The sequence below is a fragment of the Paraniabella ginsengisoli genome (genome assembly GCF_022513635.1).
Classification (GTDB): Bacteria; Bacteroidota; Bacteroidia; order Chitinophagales; family Chitinophagaceae; genus Niabella; species Niabella ginsengisoli.
Genome location: NZ_JAKWBL010000001.1, coordinates 1,903,188 through 1,919,543, shown reverse-complemented (window position 1 = coordinate 1,919,543; position 16,356 = coordinate 1,903,188). Strand labels below are relative to the sequence as shown.

15 protein-coding genes are annotated in these 16,356 nt (G+C 37.9%); 13 read left to right on the top strand and 2 right to left on the bottom strand.

Annotation, left to right across the window (positions count from 1 at the left end; genetic code table 11):
• Window positions 1-85 precede the first annotated feature (85 nt).
• The 5 genes from MKP09_RS25880 (at window position 86) to MKP09_RS10375 (ending at window position 3,787) form a co-directional block, all read left to right on the top strand.
• A complete protein-coding gene (locus MKP09_RS25880) occupies window positions 86-358 on the top strand; it encodes an acyltransferase family protein (RefSeq protein WP_262915196.1) in 273 nt (90 codons plus the stop codon).
• Complete coding sequence (locus MKP09_RS10390) at window positions 352-1,239, top strand: acyltransferase family protein (protein ID WP_262915195.1); 888 nt, start codon at window positions 352-354, stop codon at window positions 1,237-1,239. The genes MKP09_RS25880 and MKP09_RS10390 overlap by 7 nt, the downstream gene beginning before the upstream one ends.
• Window positions 1,240-1,509: 270 nt before the next feature.
• Window positions 1,510-2,112: a dihydrofolate reductase family protein gene (locus tag MKP09_RS10385; RefSeq protein WP_240828146.1), complete on the top strand. Its 603-nt coding sequence runs from the start codon at window positions 1,510-1,512 to the stop codon at window positions 2,110-2,112.
• 124 nt (window positions 2,113-2,236) lie between these two features.
• Window positions 2,237-2,905 carry a glycoside hydrolase family 16 protein gene (locus MKP09_RS10380; protein WP_240828144.1) on the top strand — a complete coding sequence of 223 codons (669 nt, stop codon included), beginning with the start codon at window positions 2,237-2,239 and terminating at the stop codon, window positions 2,903-2,905.
• Between the two features lie 198 nt (window positions 2,906-3,103).
• Entirely contained in the window at window positions 3,104-3,787 is a 684-nt protein-coding gene (locus MKP09_RS10375; protein WP_240828124.1) for a Crp/Fnr family transcriptional regulator, read from the top strand.
• A gap of 515 nt (window positions 3,788-4,302) precedes the next feature.
• Here MKP09_RS10375 and MKP09_RS10370 read toward each other — a convergent pair.
• Together MKP09_RS10370 and MKP09_RS10365 are read right to left on the bottom strand one after the other, a co-directional pair.
• Window positions 4,303-5,670 carry a sensor histidine kinase gene (locus MKP09_RS10370; protein ID WP_240828119.1) on the bottom strand — a complete coding sequence of 456 codons (1,368 nt, stop codon included), beginning with the start codon at window positions 5,668-5,670 and terminating at the stop codon, window positions 4,303-4,305.
• Window positions 5,625-6,317 (bottom strand): tetratricopeptide repeat protein, encoded by a 693-nt coding sequence (locus MKP09_RS10365; protein ID WP_240828117.1) that lies wholly within the window; start codon window positions 6,315-6,317, stop codon window positions 5,625-5,627. Before MKP09_RS10365 ends, MKP09_RS10370 begins: the two co-directional genes overlap by 46 nt.
• Before the next feature lie 383 nt (window positions 6,318-6,700).
• Between MKP09_RS10365 and MKP09_RS10360 the strand changes: the two genes are divergently transcribed.
• The 8 genes from MKP09_RS10360 (at window position 6,701) to MKP09_RS10325 (ending at window position 16,356) form a co-directional block, all read left to right on the top strand.
• Window positions 6,701-7,045, top strand: coding sequence for a helix-turn-helix domain-containing protein (locus MKP09_RS10360; protein ID WP_240828112.1), 345 nt, complete (start codon window positions 6,701-6,703; stop codon window positions 7,043-7,045).
• Window positions 7,046-7,088: 43 nt separating this feature from the next.
• Complete coding sequence (locus tag MKP09_RS10355; protein ID WP_240828110.1) at window positions 7,089-7,289, top strand: cupin domain-containing protein; 201 nt, start codon at window positions 7,089-7,091, stop codon at window positions 7,287-7,289.
• A gap of 323 nt (window positions 7,290-7,612) precedes the next feature.
• Window positions 7,613-10,483, top strand: a complete 2,871-nt coding sequence (locus tag MKP09_RS10350; protein ID WP_240828090.1) for a SusC/RagA family TonB-linked outer membrane protein — start codon at window positions 7,613-7,615, stop codon at window positions 10,481-10,483.
• A 27-nt stretch (window positions 10,484-10,510) separates the two neighbouring features.
• Complete coding sequence (locus tag MKP09_RS10345) at window positions 10,511-10,801, top strand: hypothetical protein (RefSeq protein WP_240828088.1); 291 nt, start codon at window positions 10,511-10,513, stop codon at window positions 10,799-10,801.
• Window positions 10,798-12,012, top strand: a complete 1,215-nt coding sequence (locus MKP09_RS27325; RefSeq protein WP_317235292.1) for a RagB/SusD family nutrient uptake outer membrane protein — start codon at window positions 10,798-10,800, stop codon at window positions 12,010-12,012. Before MKP09_RS10345 ends, MKP09_RS27325 begins: the two co-directional genes overlap by 4 nt.
• A gap of 16 nt (window positions 12,013-12,028) precedes the next feature.
• The gene (locus MKP09_RS10335) at window positions 12,029-13,075 is read left to right on the top strand and encodes a fasciclin domain-containing protein (RefSeq protein ID WP_240828085.1); all 1,047 of its coding nucleotides are present in this window, start codon (window positions 12,029-12,031) and stop codon (window positions 13,073-13,075) included.
• Window positions 13,076-13,171: 96 nt separating this feature from the next.
• Window positions 13,172-14,152 (top strand): DUF5007 domain-containing protein, encoded by a 981-nt coding sequence (locus MKP09_RS10330; RefSeq protein ID WP_240828082.1) that lies wholly within the window; start codon window positions 13,172-13,174, stop codon window positions 14,150-14,152.
• Between the two features lie 131 nt (window positions 14,153-14,283).
• Window positions 14,284-16,356: a TonB-dependent receptor plug domain-containing protein gene (locus MKP09_RS10325; RefSeq protein WP_240828080.1), complete on the top strand. Its 2,073-nt coding sequence runs from the start codon at window positions 14,284-14,286 to the stop codon at window positions 16,354-16,356.

The following is a 16,356-nucleotide window of genomic DNA, read 5'->3' as shown; positions in this document are numbered from 1 at the left end:
ATTTTGTCCTTTATTCTTGCTTGGCCTTCAAGTATGTCAAGAAAGAAAAGTTTATTAAATCTTACGTTTCCAGCTCTAAAGCCCAATGAATAAAAATAGCAGTCTTTCAGTAAAGCCGCATTATCCCATATTAGATGGATTACGTGGCGTAGCAGCCATCATTGTTGTAACCTTCCACCTGACCGAACCGTTAGGAACCGGACACCTGGATATACTGGTTAACCACGGCTACCTGGCTGTTGACTTTTTCTTTCTGTTGTCTGGCTTTGTGATCGGCTATGCTTATGACGACCGCTGGCATAAAATGACCATTGGACTTTCTTTAAGCGCCGGATTGCTCGGCTTCAACCCATGGTAATATTGGGAATGACCCTTGGAGCAATCGGTTTTTATTTTACTGATTCAACGATCTGGCCACTTATCCATACCATTCCTCTGTGGAAGATGCTACTGGTAATGCTCATTGGTTATACTATTCTTCCTGTACCCTTATCAATGGACATACGAGGGTGGCAAGAAATGCACCCACTCAATAGCGTAGGCTGGTCTTTGTTCTTTGAGTATATTGCCAATATCCTTTATGCTATCGGCATCCGAAAATTTTCAAAAACAGCACTTAGTATATTAGTGTTGATCGCGGCCATAGCGCTCGCTCATTTGGCCATAACCAGTCCCAACGGGGATGTCAGCGGTGGTTGGACATTAAACGCGGAACAGGTACGCGTGGGTATTACCCGAACTATGTATCCCTTTTTTGCGGGTCTGCTGCTATCAAGAATAGCTAAACCCACCCGCATTAAGCATGCCTTTTTATGGTGTAGCCTCTTGGTCGCCCTTGTCTTATATATGCCACGCATAGGCGGCGCTGAGAATGTTTGGATGAACGGGATCTATGAATCGGTATGTATCATCATTGTTTTTCCGCTCATTGTTTATTTGGGTGCAAGCGGTGTAATACATACTCAGAGTGAACGCAGGATATGCAAATTCTTAGGTGATATATCCTATCCGCTTTACCTGGTGCATTATCCGCTGGTATATTTTTACGTCGCCTGGATCAGTAATCATAAAGGTGTAACCATCATGGACGCCTGGCCTTATGCGTTGTTGATCCTGGTAGGTAGTATTATTTTGGCATACGCAAGTTTAAAATGGTATGATGAGCCGGTTCGCAGATGGCTAAGAAAAAACTGGGATAAGATGATAATGATTAAAATTAAAGTTTATCTCCGAGGTTAAATGAACGCCTACCTGAAACGGCTATAAACCGTATTTACAAAGCTTGTCTATTACTGTATAGCCATTGTATTTTGACATGAAATAACGATGGGATAACAGCGGAATATTTGAGAATTTATTTAATGTCGGCATAATTATGATTTATACTCCTTTTTAACGATGTTAGATGTATGCCGTCTATATTAGCCCGCTATAAAGTCCGATTTACCACCATTAATGAAAATATTCGGGTATTATATTTGTTGAACATTAAATAAAAGGAGGAACAATATGGCATCTAATAATTCTAGGAAATGGATTTCAGCAATGCAGGTTTCATTAGATGGCTTCGTCGAAGACCTCGATGGGAAAACGGATTGGATCGATTCCTGGGCGGATGCGATCCAACTGATCGACGATGTCGACACATTTCTTTTAGGCGGACATATGTACCCTGGCTATGGTGAGTATTGGGGATCAATCCATGAAAATCCTCAACACATTCCACCTAATCCGGAGGTTCCGTCGCAGGAAAGGCGGCTGCCATCCAGCAGTGAAATTGAGTATGCTCAATTAGCAGCGAAAACGCCACACGTTATTTTATCTACCACACTCAATAGCGTATCATGGCCGAAGGCTCAGATAGTCAGAGATATTGCAGCCTTGCAGGAACTGAAAAGTACACCGGGAAAGAATACCTATGTTGTTGGTGGAGCAGGTCTAGTCACCAGCCTGATGGATGCGGGCCTGATCGACGAACTGCGACTAATCGTTCACCCGATTATTTTGGGAAGTGGTAAGCCGCTCTTTAAGGTTGTGCGACAGCAACGGCTCCAGTTTGTAGAGGCACAACCGAGCAAATCGGGTCGCGTGATTCTTACATACAGGATCTAATTAATCCTCTGAAAATGCCAAATAAAAAACTAACGCTCTAATACTTTTTTAAAACATATTTTTAAATCAGAACCTTATGTTGATAGAATGCTTTATGAAGCGAAAGACATTTGGCTATAGCATAATGTTACTTCTTTTTGCGTCGTGCGCTAGTTTGATCCCTGTTCAGAAAAACAAATTAATTTGGGAAGAAAATTTCAACCAAAAGAAAATTTTTGATACAACTCGTTGGTCAAAGATCCCAAGAGGTACATCCGATTGGGACAGGCACATGAGTGATTTTGATAGTTGCTATGCGCTTCGTGATGGTAAATTGATTCTTAGAGGGATTAACAATACAACAGTTAAAGATGATACTTCCCGATATTTAACAGGAGGTGTTTTTACAAAAGATAAAGTAGCCTTCGACTTGGGAAGAATAGAAATAAGAGCAAAGCTTAACAGTGCTAATGGTGCGTGGCCTGCTTTCTGGATGTTGGGTCAGGGAAAGAAATATCCGGGAGGGGGCGAAATCGATATAATGGAACGCCTCAATGATGATAGCATTGTTTATCAAACGGTTCATTCATCTTATACAATTGACCTAAATATAAAGGATAACCCAAAACATAGTGCTACAGCACCTATCACACCAAATGAATTCAATACCTATGCTGTTGAGAAGTATCAGGACAGCGTAGTGTTTTATGTAAATGATAAAAGGACTTTTGCTTATCCACGAATTGAAACAGACAAAAAGATCAGTTTCCCTATTCGGATGGAAAACATTATTTACTTCTTGATATGCAATTAGGTGGCAGTTGGGTTGGTGAAGTTGAACCTTCCGATTTGCCCGTGGAAATGGAAATAGATTGGGTTAGGTTTTTTACAAATTAAAATAGAATAGTAAATGAAAGTTAACGATTGTTATGTGATTTAAATCATATAAAGGAAATCGCTCCTACTAATAGTAGGGTACAAACAACTTCTTATATGTATTTTTAAATCTTAAATGAAAGATCAAAAACTATATAAACTTTCTGAAAATTTTCTATACCAGAATTGTGTGCCAGAGTGGAGGTCTGTTATAGATGATAATAGAGAAATTTTTGTTTTTAAAAAGGGAGAGACGATTTTCAGAGAAGGCGATCAACTGAAAGGAGTGTATTTTATTGGCGAGGGTAAAGTAAAAATACATCAACGCTGGGAAGTTGAAAAAAATGTCATTGTTCGATTTGCAAGAAATGGAGATATGATTGGGTACCGTGGAATGGGAAGTAAGAAAAAGCTCACAGCGTCAGCCACTGCAATAGAAGCCAGCAGTCTGATGTTCATTCCCATTAACATTTTTGAAACTTCACTAAAGGTAAACCCACAACTTGCGTATATCTTAATGGACTTGTATATAAATGAATTGGAATCTACAGAGAGAAGAATACGCAACATGGCTCACATGGATGTTAAGGGCAGAATTGTTGAGGCTTTACTTATGCTAAAGGAATGTTTTGGTATGGATGAACAAGGTTTTATTGATATCAAATTAACAAAACAGGAAATTGCTTCTTATGTTGGTGCCACTTACGAAACTGTTTCAAGGGTTACTATGGAACTGGAATCGAAAAAATATATTAAAAGCAAAGGAAAAAGTATAGCTATTCTTAAACTAAAGTCGTTGCGTGAGTTGTTAACTTTATAATCGAATTGTTTTTTCTTTTTAAAAATGTGATTTATATCATATTTTTGCAACATGAAAAAGAAAAATTTTGACGGACATATTTACAAACCTCTGATGGCAGGCTTATTTGCGGGATACATTGCTACGTTGATCAATTTGTTTTATGATCTTTTTTTCGATCGTATATAGCATTTCCTTTGCATGAAATAATTAATGTGTCGACAATTATTTTTGGAACGCTTCTTCTGCTTCCAATAGCAGGTGTTGCATATGCATTTTTTGATAGGTATTTTAAGGCAGGATCTTTAATCTATATCGTTTTATCGACAATAGTTTGTGCACTTTGCATATATGGAATAATGCATATTCATCGGTCTGCAGATCCTGTTGTAACTAATCAATTCCAGCATCTTTTGCTAGGGCTTTTTCTTATATCGGGTGTTTTCGCAACAATAGGAGTTCCCTATCTTGTCAAACATCATAATATTTACATGTAACTATGTACTTAGGTAAAAGGGACGGAAGAGGTGAAATAGTCAATAATCACGCGGATATCTTCTAAAAGTAATTTTCAGAACGCTACCTACATTTTCTTCACTTTCTACATGAAGTTCGCCATCATTAGCCTCGATAAAATCCTTGCACATTACTAAACCGAGGCCAGTGCCTTTTTCACCAGCTGTTCCTATTGTACTTTGCCCATTAAGTTTAAAAATCGATGATAAACGTTCCTGGCTTATTCCAATGCCAGTATCTTTTATATAAAATGAAATATGAGAAGGCGTTTTTTGTGGTTCAGCCCCAATGATTATACTTCCATGTTTCCTGCTATACTTGATTGCATTTGAAATTAAGTTTCTGAAAACAAAGTCAATATGGGAAGGATCTGCCCAAACAACTGCTGACGCATCTGTCAGGTCTTCAATAGTAAGTGACTTTTGTGTGCTCGCAACTTTAACTAAAAGAATGTTTTTTGCAATAATATCTTTAACAGAACAGTATTGCGGCCTAAGATAACTACCCTTTATTTGGTTTTGTCCCCAAAGTAATAGGTTTGTCAGCATTTCCATCGAGCCTTTGCTGTGGATGGATAGTTGCTCAATGATGGTCAATTGCTCTGTTTTGTCGAGCGCATCCTCCTTTAACAAATCAAGCATTCCTATTACTGAAGCGAGCGGGCTTCGTAGGTCATGACCTATAATTGCAAACATTTTATCTTTTACAACATGCATTTCTTCTAATTCTTCATTGAGTATTTGCAAGTTATTATTTGCTCTATTTACCAGCTTATTTAGTTTTCTTGAGCGATAATAAAAGTATAGTATGATGAATAGGAAAATTAGTATAACAGCTAAAATCAAAATGATTCCATATCTGATCGTTAGATTTGTTTTGTTAATTAGTTCCAGGCGGTTAATATCTGTTTTTGATTTTTGAAGTTGATGATTAGCCTGAAGATCGGCGACTTCAATAGCTTTTTGTTTATTAAAAAGACTATCTGACATTTGTCTTTCCTTTTCAGAAATCGCCATTGACTCTTTGTATTGTGCGTGCACCTTATATAATGCAGACATGGCTTTTAGTGAACGTATAACAGCTTCCTTATCTCCATACCGGTTGGCCTTATTAAAACTTGAGTCGAGGTATACTTTTGCTGCCTCAAAATTGTCTAGAAAATAAACTTCTGCAAGGGCTAATAATATCTGAATTTCTTTTTCATAGAATTTGTTCTGCACAGCAATGGGCAATACGCCTGTTAAAATCTCCAATGCCTCCTTCTTCTTACCAACCTTAACATACGACGAAGCTAGGTTAGCCGAAAATGATAAATACAAACCCTGATACTGAGGCTCATTGCTTAGCTTAAGACCATTTTCATAATAACGAATAGCTTTTGAGAACATATTTTTTTACTGTAAATACTTCCTAATGCATTATAAGTAGAAAGTGTTAAAACAGAAAAGGGTAGCTGTGTGTTTATGGAATCTGCCTTCTGTATATAATTCAAAGCTACGTCATAGTCATTCTGTCTCTCATGTACAGCTCCCAGCTTTAAATAACATTCAGCAATTCCACTGGATAAGGAAAGCTTATCATAAATTTCCAAAGCTTCCAGAAAAAAATTGGTTGCCGTTGTGTAATTAGATTTGCGCAACTGTAGCACACCCAATCTATTGAGTTCGTCAGCAATACCAGGTTGAAAGTTGACGCTCTTAAAGTAGGATATGGCTTGCTTGTACTTTTGCTCAGCTTCTGTAATAGCACCCTGATTTTCATTAATAATACCAAGATGGTTAAACATATTTCCTAATACCTGATAATCTTTTTGTTTGTTATAAATGCCGATCGCAATATTAGCATAATAGGCAGCCGAATCTGGTTTATAAAAGCGGTAATATTTAACTACTTCATCAAAATCCTTACCATCATAACTATAATTAGCAATATTTTCCAGGGCTCTAAAAGGTATCTGAGAAAATAGCTTAGGGGCGATAAAGGTTAAGCAAAAAAAACTGAGTATTACTCCGTTGGTCTTCTTCAGTAACTTCATTTCGTAAGTTAATAGGGCTACTTATGTTTCTCAATATAATAATCATTTATATAAAAAAATACAATTATTATATGAAAAAATCATTAATTAATGTAATTATTAGATTTTATCCGGCTTATTGCTAAAAATATAAATATACTACATATTTGTAATATGGTTATTATGCATTTTTTAAAAGCCGAAAGATGTGGATATTCTAAAATAGAAATTCGCATTTTCAGATAAACTAGGTATCATCATAAATTAGTGTAATTAATATTTAAACCTCTATGTTTTTTGAGATACTTCCGGAAATTTAAAGTCAATGATAGCTATAAGTGGCTCATTGATTGATTACAGCAAAACAAATTTTCGCCCTATATTTAGGCATTAAAATGTAAAATATGCAGGACGAAGTGCTTTTAACAATTAGCAATAGAATTAAGGAAATCCGCCAGGCAAAAAAGATAACAACAGAGCGCCTGGCCAAAAGCGCCAATGTGAGCAAAGGCTTAATATCACAAATAGAAAATAATAGAACTGTCCCTTCTCTGCCGGTTTTAATTAATATTTTGCAAGCCTTGGGTGTAGATCTTAATGACTTTTTTAAAGACATCAGCTACGATAAAAAAATAATAAAAGTCTTGAATTTAAGAAACCCGAAGAATATCAAACCTTTGAAAAAGAATATGCGAAAGGAGTTTCCTATCATCGCATTTTTACGCGCACCATACTTAACAATACTGTAGATTTTATATTATTCAAACTACAAAAAGGAGCTCGTCGAAAAAAATGATCTCTACCAACTCATTCGAATTTGATTACATGATTCAGGGTGAAGTAGAATATCAGATAAGCGAGGAAACATATATTTTTAAAGAAGGTGAATCGATGTTTCTGGATAGCCGTATTGAGCACCGCGTGGCTAACACGGGCAATAAAGAAGCGATTATGCTGGTAGTTTATTTCTTTATCACTGGCGATGCCAATTAACATATAACCAGTTCAAGTTCCACTAAATTTATAATCCACTTTTTTAGCTGTGCAATCGTTTGCGCGGCTTTTTTTATAAAAAATTTGGTGTTCCCATTTTCTATACCGTATATTTATACTAAACAAAAAGAATAGTATTTGTTAACAATTGCTTCATGTGAATTTAACCATAAGCAAATACTAACTCTCTATTTTTGTTTTATAAAAGAATTATGCTTTTGAGATGAAACTGCCGCCAGGAAAGAGTTCCGGCGTATTGGGTGAGGAATGGTATGTGTCCTTTAAAACCGAACAACAAGAGAATTAGACTTAACCAGACTGATATGTATAAGAAACTATTTGGACTATTTTCTTTCATTTTATTGATTATTTTTTCGTCGAGAATTGCTGCTCAGGATAGTATAAGTATACAACGTGATACGATTCCTGAAAAGAAAGAGAAGACAGGTATCAACCTGGCCCCTGTCAAAATCATGCAGCAAATAGCGGCTAGTAATCTTCCGGTATTAATTGATGGAAAAGTAGCGGGTGTAACCACGGTTCGCAAATCAGGAGAGCCTGGTGTACCAGCCTGGTTGCTATTACGTGGACTACATGCTCCGGTATCAAAACATAGCGATATCTACAGCATCACCCCGCTGTATATAGTTGACGGTGTTCCCTTAATGCAAAATCATTCATTTGCTTTTGGTATTAAACAATATGATTACGAACGTATAGGATCCGAAACAGATATCACCACTGCATTAAACATAAATGATATCGAGTCAATTGAAGTGTTGAAGGATCCTGCTGATATTGCACGTTACGGAGTGCAAGGAGTCGATGGCGTTGTTCTTATAAATTCTAAAAAACCGGTACCAGGTAAGTATCGTATTGGCATTAATATGTATGGAGGAATAGCATTAAGTCCTCAAAATATTCAAACTGCTAATGGCCGGTATGAGCGTGATTTTAGAAAGCAGTTTTATGATTTGTATGCCAACGCACAACAACGTGCAACCTTTCCTTCCTACCTTGCTGACTCTTCTAATACTGTTTATTATGGCCCAGCAGATTGGGATGAAGTTTATTATCAATCCGGATGGCAACATTCGATTAATGCTGCTATTTCTGGTGGTACAGAGCGTGCGTTCTTCCGGCTTGGGCTAGGCAACACCAGGGAAAATGGTATAATGCGTAATACAGGCGTTGACAGGTATAATGTTTCTGCACATATTGGAATGGTGCCTTTTGATAATTTTTCAATAAATACAAGAATTCAACTGGCACTTACAGACCGAAGTCGTAATACTTTTCTGCGCGAACGTTTTGCAGAGCAAGAATATGTGCCATCATCATTATCTCCACTTTCGCCTAATAAAGAGTACCTCACTAATTATTATGATTTGTTAGACAGGTGGTCGTTTGATAAAAATCAGGATCACTTTTTATCTGGAAGCATGACGGCTGCATACCAGCTTAAAAACTGGAACATTAGTTCATTCTTTCTGATGAATTATCATGATAATAACCGGGATTTATTTTATCCAACCACCATCAATGATGGAAATAATTTTGCTTCCTATTTTATTGGCCTTGACAAACGCACTGCCTGGAAAAATTCAATAAGCTATCAACCCAAACTTGGCGCTGATATTAATCTTGAGCTTATCGGTGGCGCAAACATGCAGTGGGACAGAAGAAAGTATGATTATATCAAAGGTTATCGTGGAGGATCAGATTTTGTGAAGATCATTGCTGGTGGTAGTAATCCTTCATTTCAGGACGGAACCATTTTCGCATTTAAAGATTACCTGAATCATAATCTGATTTCTTTCTCTGCTCAGGCTAATCTAACTGTAAAAGAAAAATATGAAGTAAACGCAACTGTGAATAGAGAAGGGTCTTCGTTTTTCCAAAATGGTTATTGGTGGTTTACATCGCCGTCTCTTGGCTTGGCCTGGCATTTAAACAAAGAGTTAGATATGTCAGAAGCATTTACATTATTTAAAGTGAAAGCTGGCGCTGGAAGAAGCGGACGTTTGTTCGATAATGATAATTATGGATATGGCCCTGTTTATACGGTTGACAATGGTTACAACGGCGCACCATTTATTCCATCTTATGGATCTATACCAACATTAACAATGCCTTTCAATAGAGGCTACACAGGTTGGGGAATTCAATGGCCTTATGCAGATCAGGCTAATGCGGGTTTTGAAATAGGAATCAATAATAAATGGTATATCGCTGCCGATTTCTACTTGAGACAAGATAAAAACCTGGTTGCTGCTATTCCGGTTCCATCCGAATATGGTTTTACCAGTGAGTATAAAAATGGACTGAGTGTTAAAAACTCTGGTATTGAGCTTAACGTTGGTAGCAGCTTCGGCAATAGCGAATTTAACTGGAAACCCAATATTTTACTGCATTGGAACCAAAATCGCATCACAGCTTTACCCGATGGGTTAGATGCGATTTTATCTGAAGGCAGACAATTAAAAGTAGGAGAAAGAGTGGATGCTTTTTGGTTGTTGCAAAACGAAGGTATTTATGAAAGCGATGCAGTGGTTCCTTTAAATCCTGCTACCAATCAACCGCTAACTTATTATGGAGTGGCTGTTAAAAAAGGTGATCCACGTTGGGAAGATACAAACGGCGATTTCAATGTTGATGATCAGGACAGGAGTTTCCAGGGAAATGTGCATCCCAAAATTAATGGCGCATTTAATCAGGCTTTTTCTTATAAAAATTGGGAACTGAATTTGTTGACGGCTTTTGCTACTGGTAAATATCTGATAAATGAAGCAGTCGCCAATCGTTTTGATTTTGTAAACCGCGAAACTTCAGGAAGCATCGAAGGTGTAAAGGAAATCAGTTTTTGGACACAGATACCAGAAATAGAAAAATATTCCATTTATAATCCCTGGAGTTTGGTAAGACCTTATCAAAGAGATCAGAGTTTGTTTTTAGAAAAAGCTGATTACCTGAAGTTGAAGTCTGTGATATTATCCTACAATATGAAAGATCTGCAATGGGTAAAAAGGGCAAAGATCACATCTATGAAAGCTTATATAACCGCTAACAACTTGTTTACAATCACTTCGTATAGCGGCCGCGATCCTGAACTGGCGAATTATATGGGCTACGACGATGGATATGGTGTTCCGTTTGCACGTAGTGTTAGCCTGGGTTTGCAACTTGACTTTTAATTTTCAAAAGATTTCAAAGAACACATTATGAGAATCTTCAGTACAATACTTGTTTTTATTGTTTTTCTTTTTGGTAATTGTAGTAAAAAGCTTGATCTGCCTTCGCGTCATCAGGTTCCGGAAAACAATATGTGGTTGCAAAGGAATGATGCCCGCTCTGGTGTATTTGCGACCTATGGTCTTACACGCGCAGCCTTGGCTAACGAAAATGCTTTTTTGCATATGGCGAGCTTCGCGCAGGCAACTTTAAATCTTCTGGACGTGCGGATCTTGCCGCTGTTGCATCACAGCAACTCAAGGCAAATTTTCCCGCAATAGAAGAATGGAAAAACTGGCGACGGTTTTATGCAGTAATAGCTCAGGCTAATCTTTGCATTCAAAAATTACCTCAGGTACTTGAAAAAGATATCAGGTATAATGAACAAAACATGAAGGTGGACATAGCGTCCGTTCGCTTTCTAAGAGCACTGGCTTATTTTTATATTGCTCGTATTTGGGGCGACGCGCCTTTGATTAGTGATGTTGTAGATAATGATTTTAACAACAGGCAACGCGAATCACAAGCACGTATTCTAGATTTTGTACAACAGGAATTAGTAGCTGCAGCAGCAGCTCTACCCTGGAATTATAATGGCCAGCAACCAGAGTATCTTGGTGTCTACTATGATCAGGGAGGTAGCTTCTGGCAATCAAGAATTGCATCAAAAGCTGCTTGTTATGCTATGCTTGCACATTTAAATGCCTGGCGTGGAGATTATGCATCGTGTGAATCTTATGCAAGATTGGTTTACGAAAACACATCACTTGGTAACTACACTTTTGCTGCAACAGCAAGTCTAACTACCGAAACGGCAGGTGTGTTTGGTGGTCAGAATAATGGTGTAATTTTCGCACTTACAGCAGATGCTAACTTCCAGGAATCTGCGGCTAAAGGCCATCTTGAAGATTGGACTTTGAGTACACCGCTTGTTGACAAAACAACACCTGACATATTTATACCTGCCGATTCCATCCTCCAGATTTTTAGTGAACCTAACGATCAGCGTTTTGCAATAAGCCAAAGCGGAGCCGTGACCGGAGACTACTTTAGAAACTTTACGAATCCGGTTCCGATGTTTAGCAAAATAAAAGCCAGGTCTTTTACACAGGAACCACTTTATAATGATTTTCAATCAGCCATTGTCATTACACGTTATGAGGACATTGTATTGTTAAGGGCTGAAGCGCTTTACTATTTAAATGATATTAGTAATGCTGTTGTTTATTTAAATACAATCCGTACCAGGCGTGGGCTTACAGAGTTTGATACACAAACTGGCGGTAACGTATTAACTGCTATTTTAAAAGAAAGACAAAGGGAATTGTTAGGAGAAGGGCATCGTTGGTTTGATCTGCTACGTAATCAGCGTGCGGATCTTTACTCAGGCCTTTCAAAAGATCAAATACAGGCTGGCGCTGCATTGTGGCCTTTAGCTCAATCCACATTAATTAATAACCCTTCATTGCAGCAGAATAGTTTCTGGAAATAAAATTAAAGTACTAAAAATGACTATACATAAATATTACTGGTGTCTGTTTTTGGTGACTGTTGTGGTGTTTATCGCCTGCAACAAGGATAATACATATAGGAACGAAAATCCATCTGGCGATTTATATCCATACAATGTTTATGAATATTTGGAACGTCAGACCACGGGTTTTGATTCACTTTTATTTATCATAAATAAAGCAGGATTAAAGGATACACTTGCCACACAAGATGTAACTGTTTTTGTTCCTTCTGACGCAAGTATACAAAAAGCGTTGACTAATTATAATGATCGTCGACGCGGCCAAGGTTTGTCTTCTGTCTCTTTAAAAGACATTGATAGTTCTGCTCTTCGTCAGATAATTACGCATTACATTATCAGAGGAAAATGGCTGACTGATGATGTTGCAATTAATCGAGATGGGCTGTTTTTAAGAACGGTAGGTGACCGGACTATGAATGTTGTACAACAAACAACCAATGCCGGCGGTGTAGAGAAAGCAGGTAGCCAAATACTGAAATTTAGTTTTATGTATAGTTCTAAGTGGACTGAAAACTGGTCAAGCAGTCTTGCTACAACTACCAATATAAAACTGACAAATGGGGTAGTACACATATTAGAGCCTGCCCACATTTTTAGTTTTGGAAACTTTCATAACAGAGCAGCAGCAGCTCAGAATTATTGGAGTGACTATTATTATTATTCTTATGGAACACTATACTTTCCCGATGGAACCTCACGTCCCTGGGGACCGCAGGCGACTGCTAATATGAGAGATGGTAAAAGGCTAACAGCGATTTCATCTAATGAATTGATTATGGATGGTGGCGATTTTATTGGCGACCCGGTATTTAAAATAAAAATTGCTATCGACAATAGAGATAGTGTAACAAGTATTAGTCCCGCCACTGCTGCAAGTGATCTTACAATACAAAAACATGGTCCAAGTTATTTTGATCGGGAAAAATTCACTTTGTATTTAGATTATCAATACGATCGTCCAGCTGGCGCGCCTGCCGGGCTCAGAATTATTAAGGAAGAAATGAAACTAAGTAAGAACTAACGGTAAACGAGATTTTATGTATATCAACAGAAAATATTTTATAGTCTTTTCGATCTGTATATTGGCTATTACCACAGGATGTAAAAAACACCCGAGTTGAGAGAGTATCTCAGTCCACGTGTGACTTTTGCTACAGATACTTATAATCCTATATTGGGTAGAAACCTGCTGATTCTGACACAGTTCAGCGCCGACGGTTCTAATTACCCATTGAATTTCGAATTACAAAATCTACGACATGCTGATGGATCGCCAGCACCAGAGCTGACTTCGTTGGTTACTGTTAAAGATTGGGTAGAGCAATATTCTGGCTTGGAAACTTCACTCGCGGAAATAGAAGCAAAGCGCAAAGAAGTGCAAAAGCCCTACTTTACTATAAGACCTGGATCAGGTGATCTTGTTTTTGCAGCGGCATCATCTTCTGTAATTCGTGGTAAACCAGACTCTGATTCTCTTTATTTGTTTGATATAAACGTTTCAAACAACACCGGAGACTCGAAGATTTTTGCCGATCAGAAATTGGTGCCTTATAAGGAAATTGCTTATGAACCTTTTGAATATAACAGGGAAACCAGACTTCCGCTTACAGAAAATTTTCAGATTTATCCACCAGGGAATACAACCAGTATTACAGTTCCCAAGCAGGTAAGGCTTACAACATCTACAAATCTTTATTACACTACAGATAGTCTTTTACAGCCCTATATGGCAGCCGTATATTTTAGAAAAACGGGCAATGGAAATTCTCTTACTTTTCGTTTTTTAGATAAAGACTCAATAGCTATCAATCCTGCTAAATTCAGCAATACTAAGTGGAATGAACTAGTACATGGATTTAATATGCAGATGACGCCTGCTTATGTAAAGTATGATGTTGCATACCCCATTCCACTTACTTCATTAGCTACTAAATATACATCAGGCGGACAAGCAAAACTGTTGTTTGAGTATCCCAGAAGAGGATTTGGCAACTCACTTCGAAACGGAGTTTTCGGGCTTAATTTTTCTATACATGAAGCTGGTGATTGGGAGATTATTTTTCATTTTAAACGGAACCTGAAATTTGAGAATGACTGATGATCTCAAACTCAAAATGTACTGAAGAGACCCCAATAATTTTTCACGAAGGGAATATAAAGAATTTCGTTCAGAAAAAAGCCGATAAAAATTACAGTTGCAGTAATCCTGCTAATTAAAAGAGTATACGAATGAAAGGGACTATCAAAATATTCATAGCTGCTATCTGCATGCTCACTGTTTTTAAGACTTCTAATATTCAGGCTCAAACCGTCACAGCTTCAGGTAAAGTTGTTTCTGCGGACGACCTGAAGCCAGTGGTGGGAGCAACCATTTCTGCATGGAAGGGCCGCTCAATAAAAGCACTCATTACAACTGATCAGTTGGGTAATTTCAACGTAAAGCTGAATCCCGGAGAGGAAATCGAAGTGTCTTATACGGGTTTTATTACGATACATCATCCCGCATCCGACACAATGCTGATTACGCTTGAAAGAGCAGCCAATGATATGAGTCAGGTTGTGGTAGTAGGCTATCAACGTAAAAATAAAGAAACGATAACCGGCGCAATTACACGTATAACAGCAGAAGATATTAAAGATATTCCTAGTTCTAATTTGGAAGAACTGATGCAAGGGCGTGTACCTGGTTTAAACGTACAGATGAACACCGGGGCTCCGGGCTTTAGAGGGGCAGCGACGATACGCGGCCTTTCTAGTATAGGTGCTACAGGTGCTGGAAGCGATGCCTATGTAAATTCAAACTCGCCGCTTTATATCGTTGATGGTGTGCCCATAGATGCGGATGCAGGTTTTGAATACGGCTTTCAATCTATAGGGCCGGGAACCAGCCCACTTTCATTGATTCCGGTTGAAGATATAGAAACGGTGGATGTTATGCTTGATGCGCAGGCTACCTCTCTATATGGATCGAGAGGTGCTAATGGTGTAATAGTAATCACTACTAAAAAAGGTAAATCAAAAATTCCGATCATAACTTATATTGGTAATTACTTTATTAATACAGTACCGCCTCTTCGTAATACAATTGGCGGTAAAGACGAAAGATTGTTACGCGTAAATACCGTTTATGAAAACGGAGATTACGATTATATATACGAGATCAATAATCGGCCATTTATTTCGGACAGCCTAAATCCATTTTATAATAATTCAACCGATTGGCAGGGTATATATTATACACCAACATACAATCATTCTCACAACGTATCCATTGCGGGAGGCGATCAGGTATTAAATTATAAAAGCAATCTTAACTTTTATTCAGACAGGGGTGTGATCAGAAATACAGGTTTTGATCGCTATGCGGCAACCATGAGTTTAGGATTTAATCCTAACGAAAAACTTCGGGTAAATGCCCAGGTGTTTGCTGCTGTAGGTAAAAAACTAAAGGGAAGTGGTAATGGTTTAACTGAAGTAGGTGCAGGTTCCAATATTGCATCCTCTTTAATTCCTGGGCCGAGTTTCTTTTTAGATGTATCGCAGTTTTCTGGAGCTATATACAGTGAAAACGATGCGAAAACGCATAATTTTCGATCCTTTATTGATATATCGTATGAGATCATTAAGAATATAAGATTAAGTACTAATACAAGTTATGATTACACCCAGGATAGTGAAGATTTCTTTAAACCCGCTGCTGCTGATGCTAATCGTACAAGGCTATACGGATTCTCTGCGCGGCGTTCAGATCTTTACAACCGTAGTCAGATCAATTACTCAGAAACCTATAACGAGAAGCATAATTTTTATGCATCAGTTTTTTCAGAACTACGCGTTAATAATAGTACCGGATATGTCATAGAAAATCGGAATGGGCCAAATGATTATTATTGGGGGCCTTTTGGTTACAATTCCTGGTACTCTAATTATGCCGGTGTGCAATACAATAGTGGTTCCGCAACTAACGAATACAATACAATCCATACCATCGCACTTGCTGCAAACGTGCAGTATAATTTTAATAAAAAATACATTTTAGATCTGGCCTTTCGGCAGGATGGTAGTTCCTATGCCGGAGAAAATAATAGATGGGCTCGTAATCCATCATTTGGATTACGATGGAATGTGGAGAAGGAAAAGTTTATGGAAAATGTGAAATGGGTAACCAGTGCGGCGATGCGTTTTACATATGGGATCAACTTAAGACCTACGTCTAATATTTATGCTTCGCAAGGTCAGTTCGGGGTAAGAGGTACTTATAATAGTAATACGTGTAGGACCGATATTAGGATATTTACCTAA